At 63.0% G+C, this 16,824-nt stretch carries 16 protein-coding genes and 3 pseudogenes; 11 read left to right on the top strand and 8 right to left on the bottom strand.

Annotation, left to right across the window (positions count from 1 at the left end; genetic code table 11):
• Positions 1-232: 232 nt before the first annotated feature.
• From APY03_RS29000 to APY03_RS29010, 3 genes are read right to left on the bottom strand one after another with little or no spacing between them, the layout of a single operon-like run.
• The gene (locus tag APY03_RS29000) at positions 233-814 is read right to left on the bottom strand and encodes a peroxidase-related enzyme (RefSeq protein ID WP_068682444.1); all 582 of its coding nucleotides are present in this window, start codon (positions 812-814) and stop codon (positions 233-235) included.
• A 45-nt stretch (positions 815-859) separates the two neighbouring features.
• The gene (eutC, locus tag APY03_RS29005; protein ID WP_068682446.1) at positions 860-1,651 is read right to left on the bottom strand and encodes an ethanolamine ammonia-lyase subunit EutC; all 792 of its coding nucleotides are present in this window, start codon (positions 1,649-1,651) and stop codon (positions 860-862) included.
• Complete coding sequence (locus APY03_RS29010; RefSeq protein ID WP_068682448.1) at positions 1,648-3,039, bottom strand: ethanolamine ammonia-lyase subunit EutB; 1,392 nt, start codon at positions 3,037-3,039, stop codon at positions 1,648-1,650. The genes eutC and APY03_RS29010 overlap by 4 nt, the downstream gene beginning before the upstream one ends.
• Positions 3,040-3,114: 75 nt before the next feature.
• On the opposite strand from APY03_RS29010, the gene APY03_RS29015 reads away from it, so the two are divergent.
• Positions 3,115-3,534, top strand: coding sequence for an FKBP-type peptidyl-prolyl cis-trans isomerase (locus APY03_RS29015; protein ID WP_443082851.1), 420 nt, complete (start codon positions 3,115-3,117; stop codon positions 3,532-3,534).
• Between the two features lie 51 nt (positions 3,535-3,585).
• Here APY03_RS29015 and APY03_RS29020 read toward each other — a convergent pair whose 3' ends face one another.
• Complete coding sequence (locus APY03_RS29020) at positions 3,586-4,941, bottom strand: esterase-like activity of phytase family protein (protein ID WP_068682450.1); 1,356 nt, start codon at positions 4,939-4,941, stop codon at positions 3,586-3,588.
• A gap of 19 nt (positions 4,942-4,960) precedes the next feature.
• Between APY03_RS29020 and APY03_RS45750 the strand changes: the two genes are divergently transcribed.
• Complete coding sequence (locus APY03_RS45750) at positions 4,961-5,119, top strand: hypothetical protein (protein WP_162487098.1); 159 nt, start codon at positions 4,961-4,963, stop codon at positions 5,117-5,119.
• On the opposite strand, the pseudogene APY03_RS40745 reads toward APY03_RS45750, so the two are convergent.
• Positions 5,118-5,353: pseudogene (locus tag APY03_RS40745) on the bottom strand (PAS domain-containing protein); the annotation flags it as partial. The gene APY03_RS45750 and the pseudogene APY03_RS40745 overlap by 2 nt on opposite strands.
• Positions 5,354-5,685: 332 nt before the next feature.
• Between APY03_RS40745 and asnB the strand changes: the two are divergent.
• From asnB to APY03_RS29045, 6 genes and pseudogenes are all read left to right on the top strand, one after another.
• A pseudogene (asnB, locus tag APY03_RS40750) lies at positions 5,686-6,558 on the top strand (asparagine synthase (glutamine-hydrolyzing)); the annotation flags it as partial.
• 37 nt (positions 6,559-6,595) lie between these two features.
• Positions 6,596-7,645 (top strand): aspartate aminotransferase family protein, encoded by a 1,050-nt coding sequence (locus APY03_RS44725; RefSeq protein ID WP_232324458.1) that lies wholly within the window; start codon positions 6,596-6,598, stop codon positions 7,643-7,645.
• Positions 7,646-7,696: 51 nt separating this feature from the next.
• Positions 7,697-7,936: a hypothetical protein gene (locus APY03_RS29035; RefSeq protein ID WP_068682456.1), complete on the top strand. Its 240-nt coding sequence runs from the start codon at positions 7,697-7,699 to the stop codon at positions 7,934-7,936.
• Positions 7,937-8,005: 69 nt separating this feature from the next.
• Positions 8,006-8,131, top strand: a pseudogene (locus APY03_RS45755) (MbtH family NRPS accessory protein); the annotation flags it as partial.
• Between the two features lie 84 nt (positions 8,132-8,215).
• Positions 8,216-10,774, top strand: coding sequence for a non-ribosomal peptide synthetase (locus APY03_RS29040; RefSeq protein WP_232324459.1), 2,559 nt, complete (start codon positions 8,216-8,218; stop codon positions 10,772-10,774).
• Entirely contained in the window at positions 10,771-11,757 is a 987-nt protein-coding gene (locus APY03_RS29045; protein WP_068682459.1) for a diiron oxygenase, read from the top strand. Before APY03_RS29040 ends, APY03_RS29045 begins: the two co-directional genes overlap by 4 nt.
• Before the next feature lie 129 nt (positions 11,758-11,886).
• Here the strand turns inward: APY03_RS29045 and APY03_RS29050 are convergent, their stop codons facing one another.
• Positions 11,887-13,485 carry a glucan biosynthesis protein gene (locus APY03_RS29050; protein ID WP_068682461.1) on the bottom strand — a complete coding sequence of 533 codons (1,599 nt, stop codon included), beginning with the start codon at positions 13,483-13,485 and terminating at the stop codon, positions 11,887-11,889.
• 191 nt (positions 13,486-13,676) lie between these two features.
• On the opposite strand from APY03_RS29050, the gene ada reads away from it, so the two are divergent.
• Genes ada through alkB form a run of 3 tightly spaced genes read left to right on the top strand, consistent with a single transcriptional unit; the run spans position 13,677 to position 16,097 of the window.
• Complete coding sequence (gene ada / locus APY03_RS29055; RefSeq protein ID WP_443082853.1) at positions 13,677-14,756, top strand: bifunctional DNA-binding transcriptional regulator/O6-methylguanine-DNA methyltransferase Ada; 1,080 nt, start codon at positions 13,677-13,679, stop codon at positions 14,754-14,756.
• On the top strand, positions 14,753-15,436 hold the full coding sequence (locus APY03_RS29060) for a 2OG-Fe(II) oxygenase (RefSeq protein WP_083944630.1): 684 nt from the start codon (positions 14,753-14,755) through the stop codon (positions 15,434-15,436). The genes ada and APY03_RS29060 overlap by 4 nt, the downstream gene beginning before the upstream one ends.
• A 4-nt stretch (positions 15,437-15,440) precedes the next feature.
• The gene (alkB, locus tag APY03_RS29065) at positions 15,441-16,097 is read left to right on the top strand and encodes a DNA oxidative demethylase AlkB (protein WP_068682463.1); all 657 of its coding nucleotides are present in this window, start codon (positions 15,441-15,443) and stop codon (positions 16,095-16,097) included.
• Positions 16,098-16,173: 76 nt separating this feature from the next.
• Here alkB and APY03_RS29070 read toward each other — a convergent pair whose 3' ends face one another.
• A complete protein-coding gene (locus APY03_RS29070) occupies positions 16,174-16,518 on the bottom strand; it encodes a type II toxin-antitoxin system RelE/ParE family toxin (RefSeq protein ID WP_068682465.1) in 345 nt (114 codons plus the stop codon).
• Positions 16,518-16,793 carry a type II toxin-antitoxin system Phd/YefM family antitoxin gene (locus tag APY03_RS29075; RefSeq protein WP_068682467.1) on the bottom strand — a complete coding sequence of 92 codons (276 nt, stop codon included), beginning with the start codon at positions 16,791-16,793 and terminating at the stop codon, positions 16,518-16,520. Before APY03_RS29075 ends, APY03_RS29070 begins: the two co-directional genes overlap by 1 nt.
• Between the last annotated feature and the right edge of the window lie 31 nt (positions 16,794-16,824).

The following is a 16,824-nucleotide window of genomic DNA, read 5'->3' on the forward strand; positions in this document are numbered from 1 at the left end:
ATTGCTTCGCTCGGCCGCCAACGGCCTCGCTGCGCGAGGCCTGGAACAGATGCATGCGAACACGTATGAACATGAACATGAACATGAACATGCTTTCTTTGGCGAGACAAAGAAAGTGACTCGCCCGCCGGGGCGAAATCCCGGCTCCGGACTCAACCCAAGCGCACCGTACAAACAGAAGGCCAGGTGCCCGCATCCACTCCCAGAAAGAGAGGACGCAAGAAGACAAGCCCTACTTCTTGTCCCTAGGCACCCGTCCCATCAAATAGAACTCCGCATTCGGCTGCATCCCACTGAAGCTCGCCATCCGATTCGAAAGCCCGAAGAAGGCGGTGATGGCGGCGATATCCCAGATGTCCTCGTCGCTGAACCCATGCGCATGCAGCGGCGCAAAGTCGCTGTCGTCGATCTCGTGCGAACGCTCGCACACCTTCATCGCGAACTCGAGCATCGCAAACTGGCGCGGCGTGATGTCGGCCTTGCGCCAGTTGACCGCCACCTGGTCGGCCACCAGCGGCTTCTTCTCGTAGATGCGCAAGAGCGCGCCGTGCGCCACAACGCAGTACAGGCAGCGGTTGGCGGCGCTGGTGGCGGTGACGATCATCTCGCGCTCGCCCTGGGTGAGCGAGCCGTCCTCCTTCAGCATCAGCGCATCGTGGTAGGCGAAGAAGGCGCGCCATTCGGCCGGGCGGCGCGCGAGGGCGAGGAACACGTTGGGGACGAAGCCGGCCTTCTCCTGCACCTCGAGCACCCTGGCGCGGATGTCTTCGGGCAGGTCCTTGAGCTCGGCGAGGGGGTAGCGCGAGGCGGTCATGGCATCTCCTTGGGCTTGCGGCAAAACGGCCATCATAGGAAGAGACTAGGAGCCCGAAGGGCCGATTCCCGGATGCGGATCCTCCAGCGCGACGACAGCCGATGCGCTTTCGTCCTTGAGCGCCACGCCCGTCAGGCCACGGCGCAGCGCTTCGCGCACGAACCAGGCCAGCCTGAAGGCCGCTGCTTCGCAAGGCAGCCCCTCGGGGCGCACGTTCGAGATGCAATTGCGCTCGGCGTCGTGCCGCCCGCGGCGCGGCGCGTGGGTGATGTAGATGCCAAGGCTGTCGGGCGAGCTGAGCCCGGGGCGCTCGCCGATCAGCATCGCGACCAGGCGAGCGCCGAAGGCTTCGCCGACCTCGTCGGCGAGCGCCATGCGGGCCTGCGTGGCGATCACGAGCGGGGCGAGCCTCAGCGAGGCGGGCAACTGCGGGCGCAAGGCGGACAACAGCGGCAGCGCATGGCGCGCCGCGGCCACGGAAGAGAGGCCGTCGCCGATCACGATGGCGAGATCGATCGGGGAGCTTGCCCGCGCGCGCAGGGCCGCTTCATCGTCCAGGTCGAGCTGCCTGCCCAGGTCGGGGCGCCGCAGGTACGTCGCGCGGTCGTGCGCGCGGCTGCGCGCCCGCAGCACCTCCCAGCCTTCGGCGCGCAGCGCGGCCTCGAGGGCGTCGATATCCAGGGCCGCATGGATCGCATCGCGCGCCATCGCATGCGCCCAGCCGAACCGCAGCACCTCGTCCGTCGGCATGCCTGCGCCGGCGCGGCCGAGTGCGAGGCGCGCGGGCGTGGCACTGCGCCAGTCGGCCCAGGGGCTGTGCGTGACAGGATCGCTCATTTCAAAGCCTTCAGCGAACGCATGTCCGCAAGCAGCCGGTTGGAGGAGGGCGGTTGCAGCCGGCCCGCGGCATCGGTGACCTGCATCCGCTGCAGCCAGGCCTCGAACTCGGGCGCGCGCTTCAACCCCATCGACTCGCGCAGGAAGAGCGCGTCGTGGAAGGAGGTGCTCTGGTAGTTGAGCATCACGTCGTCCGCACCCGGCACGCCCATGATGAAGTTGATGCCCGCGGTGCCGAGCAGCACCAGCAGCGTGTCCATGTCGTCCTGGTCGGCCTCGGCGTGGTTGGTGTAGCAGACGTCGCAGCCCAGCGGCAGGCCCAGCAGCTTGCCGCAAAAATGGTCTTCCAGGCCGGCGCGGATGATCTGCTTGCCGTCGTAGAGGTATTCCGGTCCGATGAAACCGACCACGGTGTTGATCAGCAGCGGCTGGTAGCGGCGCGCCAGCGCATAGGCGCGCGCCTCGCAGGTCTGCTGGTCAACCCCGAAGTTGGCATCGGCCGAGAGCGCGCTGCCCTGGCCGGTCTCGAAGTACATGAGGTTGCGCCCCACCGTGCCGCGCGCGAGCGACTGCGCCGCCGCGTGCGCCTCGTCCAGCAGCTCGGGCGTGATGCCGAAGGAGCGGTTGGTCTTCTCGGTGCCGCCGATGGACTGGAACACCAGGTCCACCGGCGCGCCGGACTCCACGAGCTTGACCGCATGGGTCACGTGGGTCAGCACGCAACTCTGCGTCGGCACTTCGAAGCGCTGGATCACCTCGTCGAGCATGCGCAGCAGCTCGCCCAGGTGATGCAGGCTGTCGGTCACGGGGTTGATTCCGATCACCGCATCGCCGGCTCCCATCAGCAGGCCGTCGAGCATGGAGGCGGCGATGCCGCGCAGGTCGTCGGTCGGGTGGTTGGGCTGCAGGCGGACCGCGAGGTGGCCGGGCAGGCCGATGGTGTCGCGAAAGCGCGTGACCACGCAGCACTTGCGCGCCACGGCGATGAGGTCCTGGTTGCGCATGAGCTTGGAGACCGCGGCCACCATCTCCGGCGTCAGGCCGGGGGCGAGCGCTGTCAGCGTCTGCGTGCTGGCCTGATCCGAAAGAAGCCAGTTGCGGAAGTCGCCCACTGTCAGATGCGCCACCGGCGCGAAGGCCGCCGCATCGTGGCCGTCGATGATGAGGCGGGTGATGTTGTCCTCTTCGTAGGGGATCAGCGCCTCGGTCAGGAACTGCGCGAGCGGCGTGTCGGCCAGCACGTGGCGCGCCGCGATGCGCTGCTGGGCGGTGGCTGCGCCGATGCCCGCCAGGTAGTCGCCGGATCGAGCCGAGCTGGCGAAGGCCATGACCTGCCGGAGGTCGTCGAACGCGAAGGCTTGCGAATGGAGGGTCGTCCGGTAGCGCATCTGGCTTCTGCCGAGAGAAGAGTTCAGCCAAGGGTAAATAATGGACTGTTTTCAACCAATCCGGGAGACCGTCACGTGCATTCCTTTCTTCGCCTGACCACCGCAGCCCTCGTGTCCCTGTGCGCTTTGCCCATCGCGCTGGCGCAGACGGCGCCTGTCACCACGCCGAGCGGGCTGGTCTACCAGTCGCTGAAAGAGGGCAGCGGCGCCTCGCCCGCGGCCACGGACGTGGTCAAGGTGCACTACCGCGGCACCTTTCCGGACAGCGGCAAGGAGTTCGACAGCTCCTACAAGCGCAACGAGCCGACGGAGTTCCCGCTCAACGGCGTGATCCCGTGCTGGACCGAAGGGGTGCAGAAGATGAAGCCCGGCGGCAAGGCCAAGCTGACCTGCCCGCCCGCCATCGCGTATGGGACGCGTGGGGCCGGCGGGGTGATTCCGCCGAATGCGACGCTGAACTTCGAGATCGAGTTGATCTCGGTGACGAAGCGCTGAGTTGCCCCGAAGCGTGGGTGAGGGCGCTCGATCTTCGAGACGCCCGCTGCCTCACTTCGCCCGCAAGAACTCCCCCACCTCCAGCAAGACCAGTTCGTTGTCATCCGCCTTGTTCGGCTCCCGGCTGCTCGAGAAGGGCAGGTTGTTGTCGTTCCCGACCACGATGTGCGTCGGGTCCACCACCTCGACGTTCTCGATCGTGAAGAAGGGGAAGCTCAGCACGCCCTCGACCGTGGGCTTGCGCGACAGCTTGTTCGGGTCGGCGATCTGCAGCAGGTCGATATAGCCGATCTTGCGCACCGCCTGGCCGGCGTTGGCATCGCTCATCTCGATCTTGTAGACGCGCTTGAACTTCGCGAGGTCGTGGAAGCAGTCGGTGCGCGTCTGTCCTTCGGGGCAGGCCTTGTCCGGCGTGCCTTCGCCGTTGTCGCGCTCGATGATCAGGCCGGTGGTGGCATCGATCATGTTGAAGTCGCCGATGGCATGGCCGTTGGCTTCCAGCGGGTACTTCCAATGGCGGCCGGTCCACTTCTCGCTCGCCACGTCGAACTCCAGCACGCGCAGCGCCTCCTTGCCGTCGACGCGCTCGTAGTCCTTCGCCTCGGCGTTCCACACCGGGCCTTCGAGCAGCGCGTAGAGCTTGCTGCCGTCCCTGGAGGCGGCCATGCCTTCGAAGCCCTTGGAGCGCTTGACCTGGAAGTCGACCGGACCGCCGGGTGCGCCCGGGGTGGTCACGGCCGGATGATCGGGCGAGCGCACGGCCTTGCCGTCGACCTGGGTCTCGAACACCGCGAGCACCTTGCCCTTCGGGTCGGCCTTGATCAGGTAGGGGCCGAACTCCTCGCCGATCCACAGCGCGCCGCCGGCGAACTGGAAGCTCTCGGGATCGAAGTCGGAGCCCGTGAGGTAGCGCTGCTTCGTCCCTTCATGGACGATGCGGAAGGGCACCTTCTTGTCCGGGTCGTGCAGGAACACCGTGCCCAGGCGGTTGAACCGGCCGCTCTTGAAGTCCACCTTGTAGTGGTTGAGGTAGAGCATGAAGTCGGGCGAATTGGCCTTGGAGCCGGCCCCGTTGTCGGTGAGCACCCAGAAGCTGCCGTCCTCCATCTTCTTGATACCCGACTGGCCCTGGACCGGCTGGCCCTTGAAAGGCACCGAGACGCCGGTGCCGCGGCCGCCCGACAGGCCTTCCACGCTGCCGATCTTCTCCACCCGCTTGCCGGTGGTGAACTTGCCGCTGACCTGCAAGTCGGCAGGCGCATCCTTGGGGGCGGCGATGAAGGTCTGGGCCGGCATCAGCGCATGGCCGGCGAGCGTGGCGGGGTAGGCGGTCTGCGCGCTCGCCTGGCTGCAGGCCAGGGCGGCGGCGAGGGCGATGAAAGAGAAGGGAGATGCGATGCGTTGCATGGTCCGGAGGCTTCTTGTGATGAAAGCCCGGACCATGCCGCCGCCGAGTGACGCGGCCATGACATCGGCGCCCATCGCGCATCTGAAGGGCGCCTACTTCGCGTCGCCGTACATCGTGGCGCGCGACACGCCCATGTGCGCCGCGGCGATTTCTATGCCGCGGCGGATGTCCAAGTAGCCGGCGTTCCTATGACAGCCGGGTACTCCGGGTTGCGGATGCGCGCCAGACCGAGCTCCGTCGCCGGCTGCCCGACGCTGCATCCGCTCAGGTTGCTCTCGATCGCGAAGATGGCGTTCTTCAGATGGCTGAGGTCGTGCACCACCACTTCGCAAAAGAGGCCAGGGTCTTGCCCAGGCCCTGGGCGATGGTCCGCAGCTCTCGGAGCAGGAGCTTGTTCGGCTTTTTCTTCATCGGCCAAATGCATCCAAACCTGGACGAAAGGTCCGAGGGCGATGGAGTGGGGTGCGGTGGAGGACGAAAGGTTTAATTGAAATTCAATTTAGTGCACTTAGCTTAACTTTTGCCTGCTATTGCAATGCGGTAGTCGTGGTTATGATCGCCGGCATCAAAAAATCGTAACGGGAGGAAATACATGGCGACGTTCGCGCGGGCTCTTGTTGGCCTGCCATTATTCGCGGCTCTGTGTCCAGCGCTTCGGCACTCCGATAGGGGAGGGATGAGGAGTGTGTGGACTTATCGCGTTGTTTAATACTGCTGCTAAGTGCGACTGGTCGTGTGATCGGGTGCGCGAGAAGATTTCCAATGGCTTAAGTCAACTCTCCCACCGAGGACCTGATGGAAATGGCATTTGGCTCGATCCCTCACACAATGCTGCGCTCGGGCATGCTAGATTGAGTGTCATCGATATTAACGGCGGAGCCCAGCCGCTAACTTCGCACGACGATTCGATTGTCGCTGTCGTCAATGGCGAGTTTTATGGCTACGAGGTTATTCGAGCTCAGTTAGAGGCGCGTGGCCACCAGTTCAAGACCCGATCCGATAGCGAAACCCTGATTGCCCTTTATCGAGAGCACGGAACGGATTGTCTGGAGCGTCTTCGTGGCGAGTTTGCATTCGTCCTATACGATCGAAACAAGCAGCGCATATTTGCCGCCCGCGACCGTTTCGGAATTAAGCCGATGTTCTATGCGGAACACGATGGCGTTCTCTATTTCGGATCTGAAGTCAAATCCCTGGTCGCGGCCGGCGTGCCGGCCATCTGGGACACGAAAAGCTATATTTCAAGAAGCTTTAGTTTCAGCAACTGTACCCTTTTCAAGGGCATCAAGTCATTGCCCCCCGGAACATACTGCCTTGGCACCAAGCGGGGCGTCCACATTAAGCAGTACTGGGACCTTGCCTATCCTCGACAGGATGTCGCTACGACGCCAGAGTGCCCGGGCGTCGTGATCGAGCGAGTCCGCGAAGGCCTTGAGGAGGCGGTCCGCCTACGCATGCGTGCCGACGTTCCCATTGCTTATTACCTAAGCGGCGGTGTCGACTCCTCGGCCATCCTAGCCATCGCATCCCGCATCGCTGGTGCGCCGCTGCCCGCGTTCACGATCGCTTTCAACGGGGTCGAGGGCGAGGACTGCGACGAAACCCTGTACGCCCGGCTCATGGCTGAGCATGTGGGTGCTGATCATCCCCAGCATGTCCTCGATAAACGTGGGCTGCGAGAACTATCTGCAGCAAATCCGTTTCGTCTGCAGCGGCACCGAGGCGGTGATGTCCGCTGTCCGCCTCGCCCGCGCCTACACTGGCCGCACCAAGATCTTGCGCTTCTTGGGCGGATACCATGGCCACTTCGATTTGGTCCAGAACAAAGATGAGGCGGTCCTGCGCGATGCAGGGCTAGATCCCGCGGCAATGCGGTCGAACATCCTCGTGCCGTACAACGATGCTGCGATGGTGGAGCGTGCCTTCGCGGAAGCGCGCGGCGAAATCGCTGCGATCGTGCTGGAACCGGTGGCCTGCAACATGTCGCTGGTCCTGCCACAGGATGGCTTTCTCCAGGATCTGCGCCGCATCTGCGATCGCGAAGGCGCGCTGCTGGTGTTTGACGAGGTAATTTCCGGTTTTCGCTTCAACTATGGCCCTGTGAGCAACCTGCTCGGTGTGGAGCCCGATATCGCGACCTTCGGGAAGGTTATCGGAGGTGGCACGCCGATCGGCGCGTTCGGCGGTCGGCGGGAGATCATGGCCCTGCTGGACACCGAGCAGATGCTGCAGGGCGGCACATTTGCGGGCAATCCGCTGACGATGGCGGCTGGCCTCGCGACGCTTGCAGAACTCGCTAAACCGGAAACCTACGCCGAGCTCGAACGCAAGGGCGCGTTGCTGGAAAGCGCCATAGATCGCCATCGGGCGGCCAACGCCCTGGACTTTACGTTCGCGCGCATGGGGCAGCGTGTTCGCGTTCCTTTTCTTGCCGAGGGGCACCTCGGTGCGCTCGCACGCCGATGTACAGCGCCAGCCGCGCGAGAGCTACACCGTTTTCTATCAGGAGATGCGGACGCGGGGCTACCACCTGACGCCGGACGTGGAGGAGACCATGTATGTATCTACGGCAAGCCAGGACGAAACACTCGAACGCTTCGCTCGAGACGCGTGCGAAGTAATCGCGGCAGCCGGCGGAATGCTTTGATCACACCCGAAGTATTGGTGCTCGTCCAAGCGCGGCGCAGCGCTGAACGTTGCTAAGGTTGCGTTTATTACTACAGGATTGCTCAATTTTATTAAGGGATATGTCATATGGAAAAGTTGACCTTAGTCGTTGAAAAAAAGTTAGTACAGCTTGCAACGTCGAAAGGTGTGCCGCTGGACAGCCCACCGTACATGATCGTGGAAGACTCTCTTGATCAGATGCGCATACTGGTCGCACTAGAGGAAGGACTCGATACGGTTTTCGACGACGCAGACTTTCGGACGCTGAAGCTGGAATCGCGGACCGCATTGATTGATAGCATCCTAGCCATCATTCCGAAGGAATAGCTAGTAAGGTCTGTCGTGCCCGGTCGTTCTGAGGCATTCCCAATCGATCGCTAGAAATTCGTTGGAATCATGACAACTGGTGATTTCGTCGTGGTCAGGAACGGCGCGGGGCAGTATTCCATCTGGCCCTACGGGAAGGCTATTCCTTCGGGATGGTCTGTGCAGTCCTGTGCGAGGGCAAGGGAGGCTTGCTTAGCCTACGTGCGAGACAACTGGCCTAAGCCGACACTCGCAAGCGCGCATCGGGCGAGTCCGGCGATACCCCGATCCTGGTCGGCGGTGCATGAGGAACGCGGCACGGATAGCTTCAAGTGCCCCATCGAGGGTGATTCGGAAACTTCTCCCCTCATCGATGTGCCTGGTGAGCTCTCACCGACGCATTGTGTGCATGAGCTTTTTGAAAGATGGGTAGACAGGCAGCCCGATGCCGCAGCGGTGACGCAAGGGCAGCTAAGTCTGAGCTACGAGGACCTGGAGAAGCGCTCCAATCAGTTGGCCCACCATCTACGGGATCTTGGCGCAGCTTCAGATTGTCTGATCACCGTGTGCCTTGACGCCAGCGTGGATTTGGTGGTCACCTTGATGGCAATTCTCAAAGCCGGAAGCGCGTACTTGCCGATAGACCCCGCCTTTCCCCCTGCGCGGATCGAACACATCGTCAAAGATAGTGGCAGTCGCATTGTCGTTACGACGAGCCGCTACGCAGCTCTTTTGGGTGACCGCTGTCAGATGATTCGCCTCGATAGTGATCGCGAGCTGCTGGTGACGCTACCGCTAGCTCGCTTGCCCGCCGTGGCGACTTCCCAGCACCTGGCGTATTGCATGTACACATCCGGCTCCACGGGAAACCCGAAGGGTGTACTGATCTCGCATGAGTCAATTGTCAATTTGTTGGGAGACTGGAACCGGCGGCTGCCGGTTGGCAGGCACGATTGTTTTGCATTCTGGACGTCATATGTCTTTGATGTCTCAGTGTGGGAGTTGTTACTGCCTCTCACCAACGGGGCTAGCTTGGCCGTCGCACCGGAGAGAATTCGTCTCGATCCCGCCCGTCAGCTGGCATGGGCGGCGGAAGCGGGTGTCAGCACGGCATATATTCCGCCACATCTCGCTAGACAGCTGCCGGAGCTAATGAGTACGGGAAATCAGCTTCCACAGAAGCTTCTATTCGGCGTCGAACCTCTGAGCACTCGCGTGCTTGCTTGCCTGCCAACTGAGACGCGAATGTGTAATGGCTATGGTCCAACAGAGACCACCGTGTACTCCACCCTCTGCATGGAAATTCCCCGCAATGCAGATGGCATTGTCCCCATCGGGCGCCCGATTGCGGACACGCAGGTTCATGTCCTTGACAGCGATCTGATGCCTGTGCCGATCGGCATTTCGGGTGAGCTTTATATAGGAGGTGTGGGGCTGGCTCGTGGCTACCTCAACCAGCCAGCCCTCACGGCCGAGAGGTTCATTCCCAATCCGTTTGGCGAGCCTGGCAGCCGGCTTTATCGAACCGGTGACAGTGTCAAGCTTTTGCCAGACGGGCAACTCCTGTTTTTGGGGCGGGACGATGGTCAGGTAAAGATCCGTGGTGTGCGAGTGGAAATCGGGGAGATTGAGGCAGTTCTGATGACCCACAGCGCTGTGCGAGAGGCTGTTGCGATTGCCCAAGGGGATGCAACAACAGGAAAGCGACTTTGGGCATTTATCGTACCTAGGCCGAACGCGGCCGTGACGGTGGAGGATTTGCGCCAGTGGGTAAAAGATCGTCTACCACGAGCATACATACCGGCGAGCTGGAAGATATTGTCAAGCGTTCCTAGAACCAGCAATGGGAAAGTAGATCGCCAAGTCTTGATTGAAACCCATATGACCAGCACAAAAGTTGCCGCAACAATGCAGGCGTCGCTGGAAGCGACGCTACTGACCATATGGGCCGAACTTCTGGGACAGCGCGATGTAGGGATTCAGGATGACTTCTTCGACCTCGACGGTGATTTGCAGTTCGCTATCGACGCGATCGACCAGATCGGAGAGCGATTGAGCTACCACGTCTCACTGGAAAAGTTCTTCGAGCTGCGAACGATTAGCCGGTTGGCATCCTTCATTGGAACACCCGCTGGTACCGTTGCTAGCAATGCAACGCCTCTTATCGCTATCAACTCCGCGGCACCGTGCGCACTATATGTTGTTCCTGGCCTTGGGCTGAACTCCAACTGGTTCTTTCCTTTAGCGCGGAAGCTGAGCGGTCAGGTCCAAGTTCTTTGTTTCGAGCCCGGCGCCGCACAAATCGGCGCTCATCAAACGAGCATCGCCGCAATCGCCGCTGACTATGCAAGATCTATAGAAGAGCGGACCCCGACGAGGGCTGTCACTATGGCCGGACATTCGTACGGCGGCGCTGTTGCTTTCGAAACAGCACGGCTTCTCCAGCGCAATGGTAGAGACGTTGAACTCTGGCTACTGGACAGTTCCCTGGTTGCAGCGGTCAGCAAAGTGAAGCCACTCGCAATGGAGGCGGATCTGCAGCGGTTCTCGCTTCTTCGTTGGCACCGAGCCTTACCGTCGATGGAAGGATTGGCCGCACGCCAAATCCGAGGCTATGTGGCGTACAAGCCCTCAGGCACCTTCGGTGGAAGTGTTGTCGCCGTCTTGGCGGAGCAGGGGCTTGCGGCCGGCGGTTTGCTGCAGGTCAAGCAGGATGCATTGAAGCGGTGGGTTGGCGAGCCGGTGAAGTGGATCGATGTGCCGGGCAGTCATTTCTCGCTGCTCGCCCCGGAGAACGTGAATCATTTGGCTACGGCAATGATTAATGAATTTCAGATGAAATTGGAGAGTGCAGCATGATCAATAAACAGATTGGCACGAGCCAGCAGAAATCGCAGCGTGCGAGTGCGCCAAGCGATGAGCCATTTGATGACTGGCTATCCCGCTCGGCAGTCAGAGCAAAGCCGTCGCTTACGGACTTCGAGTTTGCTGGCGATACCGCTGAACTGAGGGGGATTAGGTGGTTCGTCTTGGGGCGGGAAGATGAACTGCTTAGCCATCGGTTGATCGCAGGTTGCAGCGTTGATCTCAAAAACAGCCTATATGCGGCCAGACTGGCTCACTTTCTAGAAGAGGTCGCACTTGCTGAGACCCGGGTCATCAATGTCGCAGTGCAGGTTATTTCCGAGAATCGGTTGAGCAAATACTTTTCGAGTCAGGTTGCATTGGAGGCGCTCAAGCTTTATACGGATGAGGGATATCACGCTTACTTCTCAGCGAGTGCGGCGATGAAGATCCGAAAAGCATTTGGACTAACAGCAGACATGTCCAGTGGCGTCAAAGTCCGCGCCATAGAGACATTGATGTCATCTATACCACCTGAATGGAAAGATAGAGCTTGGTTCATGGTTGGATTCGTGGGGGAAACCATGATTTCCAAGGAAATCATGGAGATTATGCGCAGTACTGGGGTGTCCGTGATGCAATCCATGTTGCTTGCGCACCTAGAGGACGAGTGGGTGCATTCCCGATATGTCATCCGGTTGTTTGAGCTTATGTGGCCGAAACTGGACGAAGAGGCCAAAGAGAATCTTGGCACCTTGCTACCCCAGATTTTTCTTGCGTACCATGTTTCAGATGATGTGTTTTACAATCAGGTGCTCACGCTACTAGGTGTGCCGGAAGATGATGTAAAAGAGATCGTTGCTGATGCCTTTACCTCAGAGAGCCATATACGAAGGACATCGAATGCTTGTGGAGCAGCCTTTAAAGTTCTCGAGAGATGCGGCGTATTTGAGAGCAAAGCGATCCGCAGCGCGTTTGTACGCGCCAAGCTACTGTGACTTCACCTGCAATGTGGATACAAACCTCCGCAGCTTTCCGCAGCCATTGCAAGAGCATGCTTAGGTTCAAACTCGCATTCCATCACCAAGAGCGCGGCCCGAGCCGTAGAACCGGCTCGCCGAGAGTCCTCACCCAGGCTGGTACTGGTACAGCCAGGTCTCCGTCAGTGTCTGGTCGCCGTTCTTGAGGTAGAGCCGCATATCCACCGGCTCCATGCCCTCGGCCGTGAAGTCGAACTGCGCGCGCCAGTGGCCCGGCACGCCGTTGGGCACCGCCTCGGCAAAGATGTAGGAGAACTTGCCGCGCGAGGCCGTGAGGACCAGCTCGGGCTTGACGCCGAAGGGAATGGCTTCGAGCGGCTTGCCGATGAACTCCACCATGAACTTGCGCACCCCCGCAGGGCGCTGCGTACCCGGCTCGCCGCCACGGCCCAGGCGGGTGGCGATGCAGCGCGCCAGCGGCGACGGGAAGGGCTCCTGGTCGGTCCAGTGCAGCCGGTACTTGAGCTGGTAGCTGGCACCGGCCTTGGCCGGCGCCTTGGGCACCCAGCAGGCCAGGATGTTGTCGTGGATCTCGTCATCCGTCGGGATCTCGATCAGCTGGACCGAGCCCTCGCCCCAGTCGCCCTGCGGCTCCACCCAGAGGCTGGGCCGCTTCTCGTAGAGCACGCCGTCCTGGTAGTGGTCGAAGTTGCGGTCGCGCTGCAGCAGGCCGAAGCCGCGCGGGCGCGTGTCGCTGAAGGCCGAGGCGCGTGTCTGCGTGGGGTTGTTGAGCGGGCGCCAGATGCGCTCGCCCGCACCGTTCCAGATCGCGAGGCCGTCGGAGTCGTGTACCTCGGGCCGCCAGTCGATGGCGGTCGGCTTGACGGTCTCGCCATACCAGAACATCGAGGTCAGCGGCACCAGCCCGAGGCGGCCGACGTCGCGGCGCAGGAAGAGGCGCGCCTCGATGTCCATCAGAACCGCCTTGGTCCGCTGCATCACGAACTTGTAGGCGCCAGTGATGCTGGGGCCTTCGAGCAGGGCATACACCGTCATGGTGTTGGCGTCGGGGGTGGCCGGGGGCTCGAAATAGAAGCGGGTGAAGTTGGGAAACTCTTCCGGCCGGTCGGGCATGGCCGCGTCGAGCGCGATGCCGCGCGCCGACAGCCCGTACTGGTAGAGCTCGCCGATGGCACGGAAGTAGGAGGCGCCGAGGAAGGCGACCCAGTCGTTGGTCTGCCAGGCCAGCTTCTTCTGGTCGCCCAGGCGGCTTTCCTGCAGCCGGAAGCCGGCGAAGCCGGCGCCCTCGCGCAGCTGGCGCGCGGGGCTGTCCGCCGGCATCGTGAAATAGGCGCTGTCATAGAGGATCTCGCGCGCGAAGCCGTCGCCGCTGGCAGCCTCCGTCACGTACATGTGGACCGGCGCCTGGAAGTAGCGGCCCAGATGGAAGAAGGTGACGGGGAACTGGCCTGGGCCATCGCGGAAGACCGCGAGATCGGGGTTGTACTTGATCTTGCCGTGCGCGTCGTAGTCGATGCGCTGCAGCACTTCGGGGGGCAGGGAGGTGTCGGCCACGTAGGGTCGAGCCCCGAGCGCCTTGGCTTCGGTAACAAGACGTTCGAAAGAGAAAGGACGGGGTTGGCTGAGCTTGATTCCCCCTGCCGCGAGAGCATCTGCAGGGAATCCGAGGGCGGCCAGCGCCATCGAGGCGCCACCGGCGGTGAGGAGTGAACGGCGATCAATCATCGGCCAACATGGTAACGAGGCTCGGACCGGCACCCCGTAGGCGGAAGGCGCAAGCCCCAGGCCACGCCGGGGGCCTTGTCCTACGATCACGGATCCAATTCGAAAGCAAGACCCGGAGTGCGCATGCGGAGGCCGATCTCCAGAATCCGGCGCATCGATCCATGAATGCCCCGAAAGGACTTGTGATGAACATGATGAGCAACCCCAACGAGATCCGTGCCCTCCGGACCGCGAGCGACCCGCGCTGGGCGGCGGTGGTCGCGCGCGAGACCGCGGCCGACGGGCGGTTCTTCTATTCGGTACGCAGCACCGGCGTGTACTGCCGGCCGTCCTGCGGGGCGCGCCAGCCGCGTCCGGAGAACGTGGCCTTCCACGCGACAGCTGCCGATGCGGAACGTGCGGGCTTCCGGCCCTGCAGGCGCTGCAAGCCGGACCAGCCGGCGCGTGCCGCGCAGCAGGCGGCCCAGGTGGCCGAGCTGTGCCGCTTCATCGAGAACGCCGACGAGACGCCAACGCTCGGCGCACTGGCCGAGCGCGCGGGGCTCAGCAGCTTTCACCTCCATCGGATCTTCAAGGAAGTCACGGGGCTCACGCCCAAGGCCTACGCCGCTGCACATCGTGACCGGCGCGTGCGCGAAGCGCTGGGGCGCGGCGGGAGCGTGACGGACGCGATCTACGACGCCGGCTACAACTCCAACGGCCGCTTCTACGAGCGCTCGAACGAGGTCCTGGGCATGACGCCGACACGCTTTCGCGCGGGTGGCGCCGACACCGACATCCGCTTCGCCATCGGCCAGTGCGCGCTCGGCGCGATCCTGGTGGCGCGGAGCGAACGCGGCGTCTGCGCCATCGCGCTGGGCGACGACCCCGACGCGCTGGCGCGCGAGCTGCAGGACCGCTTTCCGCAGGCGCGGTTGATCGGCGGCGACCCGGTCTTCGAGCAACTGGTGGCGCGGGTGGTGGGCTTCGTCGAGGCACCGGGCGTGGGCTTGGACCTGCCACTGGACGTGCGCGGCACGGCCTTCCAGCAGCGCGTGTGGCAGGCGCTGCGCGACATCCCGCCGGGCAGCACGGCGAGTTATGCCGAGATTGCCGAGCGCATCGGCAGCCCCAAGGCGGTGCGCGCGGTGGCGCAGGCCTGCGGCGCCAACGCGCTGGCGGTGGCGATTCCCTGCCATCGCGTGGTGCGCAGCGACGGCGCCCTCTCGGGCTACCGCTGGGGCGTGGAGCGAAAGAGCGCACTGCTCAAGCGAGAGGCCGAGCCGGCATGATCGACTGGGACCGCGTGGCGCTGGATCTCGATGCCGAGGGCAGCGCGCTGATCGAAGGCCTGCTGTCGCGCGGCGAGTGCGAGGCGCTCGCGGCCTTGTATCCGCTCGATCCGCTGTTCCGAAGCCGCGTGCTGATGGAGCGACACGGCTTCGGGCGAGGCGAATACAAGTACTTCGACTACCCGCTGCCCGAGCGGCTGGCGGGCCTGCGCGAAGAGACGTACCCGCAGCTCGCGCCGATCGCGAACCGCTGGAACGAGGCCATGGGCATCGACGTGCGCTACCCGCCGGAACACGCGGAGTTCATCGCGCGCTGCCATGCGGCGGGGCAGACGCGGCCCACGCCGCTGCTGCTGCAATACGGCGAGGGCGACTACAACTGCCTGCACCAGGATCTCTACGGCGAGCACGTGTTTCCACTGCAACTGGTGATCCTGCTGTCGGAGCCGGGCCGCGATTTCACCGGCGGGGAGTTCGTCATGACCGAGCAGCGCCCCCGCATGCAGTCGCGTCCGATGGTGCTGCCGTTGCGCCAGGGCGATGCGGCGGTGATCGCGGTGCACCATCGGCCGGTGCAGGGCACGCGCGGCGTCTATCGCGTGAACCTGCGGCATGGCGTGAGCCGGGTGCGCTCGGGGCATCGGCATACGGCGGGCATCATCTTTCACGATGCCGCCTGACCCCATGACGCCCGATCTCTTCGACGATCTCGACGCGCCCGTGCTGCCGGCGACGCAGCCCCTCGCGCCCGGCGCGGTGCTGCTGCGCGGCTTTGCGCGACCGCACGAAGGGCCGCTGTTGGCGGGGGTCGAAGCGGTGCTGGCGCTGGCACCGCTGCGTCATCTGGTCACGCCCGGCGGCTTTCGCATGTCGGTGGCGATGAGCAACTGCGGCCGGCTGGGCTGGGTTTCCGACCGCAGCGGCTACCGCTACGACGCGAACGATCCCGACAGCGGCCGGCCCTGGCCCGCGATGCCCGCTGCCTTCGTCGACCTGGCTGCGGCCGCCGCGCGCGCGGGCGGCTTCGAAGGCTTTGCACCGGACGCCTGCCTGATCAACCGCTACGAGCCCGGCACCCGGCTCTCGCTGCATCAGGATCGTGATGAAGGCAACTACGACTGGCCGATCGTCTCCGTCTCGCTCGGCCTGCCGGCCGTCTTCCTGTTCGGCGGACCGAAGCGCGCCGACAAGGCGCGACGCGTGCCGCTCGCGCACGGGGACGTGGTGGTGTGGGGCGGGCCGTCGCGCCTGCACTACCACGGAGTGCTACCGGTGAAGGAGGGCACTCATCCCGTGACGGGTGCCTGCCGCATCAACCTGACCTTTCGGCGAGCGGGCTGAACGGGTGGAGAGCACGGCAATCAAGAGGCCGAAATCCTGGAAGGAATGTGGCCGACCGCCTCGACCTGATCCACGCTCAGGAGGCGCCAAGCAGCCTCCGCGCAAGCAAGGACTGCATGTCCCTTCGGCCATCCGCGATCACGTAGATGATCACCTGGCCGGCCGTAACGCGGTAGATCACCCGGTAGGGCTTGAAAGAGGTTTGGCGGTACTCCCTCATGCCCAATGCAATCAGTTCTTTCGGGTAGCTGCCACGTTCCGGAAAGCGCGAGAGGCTTTCGACAATTTTCAACAGCCGGTCCAACACGCCGTTGGCCCTGGCAACGCCATCGAGGTCGGCGATGTGGTTGTGAATCGACTCCAGGTCCTGCTCGGCGCCTTCGGTGAGAAGGACTTCGAACGTCGGTGGAGCGTCTGCCATCAGTCCGTTGCTCGCCTGGCACGCAGACGGGCAACGACCGCAGATACCGGCTTCACCTTGCCGGCCGCCACCTCCTGATTGCCTAGCGCGAGGATCTTCAGCAGCGCCAGCGTCTGTTGGGTTTCCTCGAACGAGGCGACATCCTGCAGCACTGCCTTGGCTTCTCCGTTCTGGGTGATGATCAGCGGCTCACGCTCCTTGGCAAGGTGCATCAGCACGTCGGCGGCGTTGGCCTTGAGGTAGCTGATCGGCTTGACGTGAGACGAATAGCGCATGTCGGTCCTTTGCATTGGAGGTCCGAATATA

It is taken from the genome of Variovorax sp. WDL1 (assembly GCF_001541225.1).
Classification (GTDB): domain Bacteria; phylum Pseudomonadota; class Gammaproteobacteria; order Burkholderiales; family Burkholderiaceae_C; genus Variovorax.

Excerpts from the sequence above, each read along its gene's own strand:
- APY03_RS29020 (WP_068682450.1), bottom strand. The coding sequence starts at position 4,941 with ATGCAACGCATCGCATCTCCCTTCTCTTTCATCGCCCTCGCCGCCGCC.
- APY03_RS29045 (WP_068682459.1), top strand. The coding sequence starts at position 10,771 with ATGATCAATAAACAGATTGGCACGAGCCAGCAGAAATCGCAGCGTGCG.
- ada (WP_443082853.1), top strand. The coding sequence starts at position 13,677 with ATGATGAGCAACCCCAACGAGATCCGTGCCCTCCGGACCGCGAGCGAC.
- APY03_RS29060 (WP_083944630.1), top strand. The coding sequence starts at position 14,753 with ATGATCGACTGGGACCGCGTGGCGCTGGATCTCGATGCCGAGGGCAGC.
- eutC (WP_068682446.1), bottom strand. The coding sequence starts at position 1,651 with ATGAGCGATCCTGTCACGCACAGCCCCTGGGCCGACTGGCGCAGTGCC.
- APY03_RS29075 (WP_068682467.1), bottom strand. The coding sequence starts at position 16,793 with ATGCGCTATTCGTCTCACGTCAAGCCGATCAGCTACCTCAAGGCCAAC.
- APY03_RS29050 (WP_068682461.1), bottom strand. The coding sequence starts at position 13,485 with ATGATTGATCGCCGTTCACTCCTCACCGCCGGTGGCGCCTCGATGGCG.
- APY03_RS44725 (WP_232324458.1), top strand. The coding sequence starts at position 6,596 with ATGTCCTCGATAAACGTGGGCTGCGAGAACTATCTGCAGCAAATCCGT.
- APY03_RS45750 (WP_162487098.1), top strand. The coding sequence starts at position 4,961 with ATGAAAGCCCGGACCATGCCGCCGCCGAGTGACGCGGCCATGACATCG.
- APY03_RS29070 (WP_068682465.1), bottom strand. The coding sequence starts at position 16,518 with ATGGCAGACGCTCCACCGACGTTCGAAGTCCTTCTCACCGAAGGCGCC.
- APY03_RS29035 (WP_068682456.1), top strand. The coding sequence starts at position 7,697 with ATGGAAAAGTTGACCTTAGTCGTTGAAAAAAAGTTAGTACAGCTTGCA.
- alkB (WP_068682463.1), top strand. The coding sequence starts at position 15,441 with ATGACGCCCGATCTCTTCGACGATCTCGACGCGCCCGTGCTGCCGGCG.
- APY03_RS29000 (WP_068682444.1), bottom strand. The coding sequence starts at position 814 with ATGACCGCCTCGCGCTACCCCCTCGCCGAGCTCAAGGACCTGCCCGAA.
- APY03_RS29010 (WP_068682448.1), bottom strand. The coding sequence starts at position 3,039 with ATGCGCTACCGGACGACCCTCCATTCGCAAGCCTTCGCGTTCGACGAC.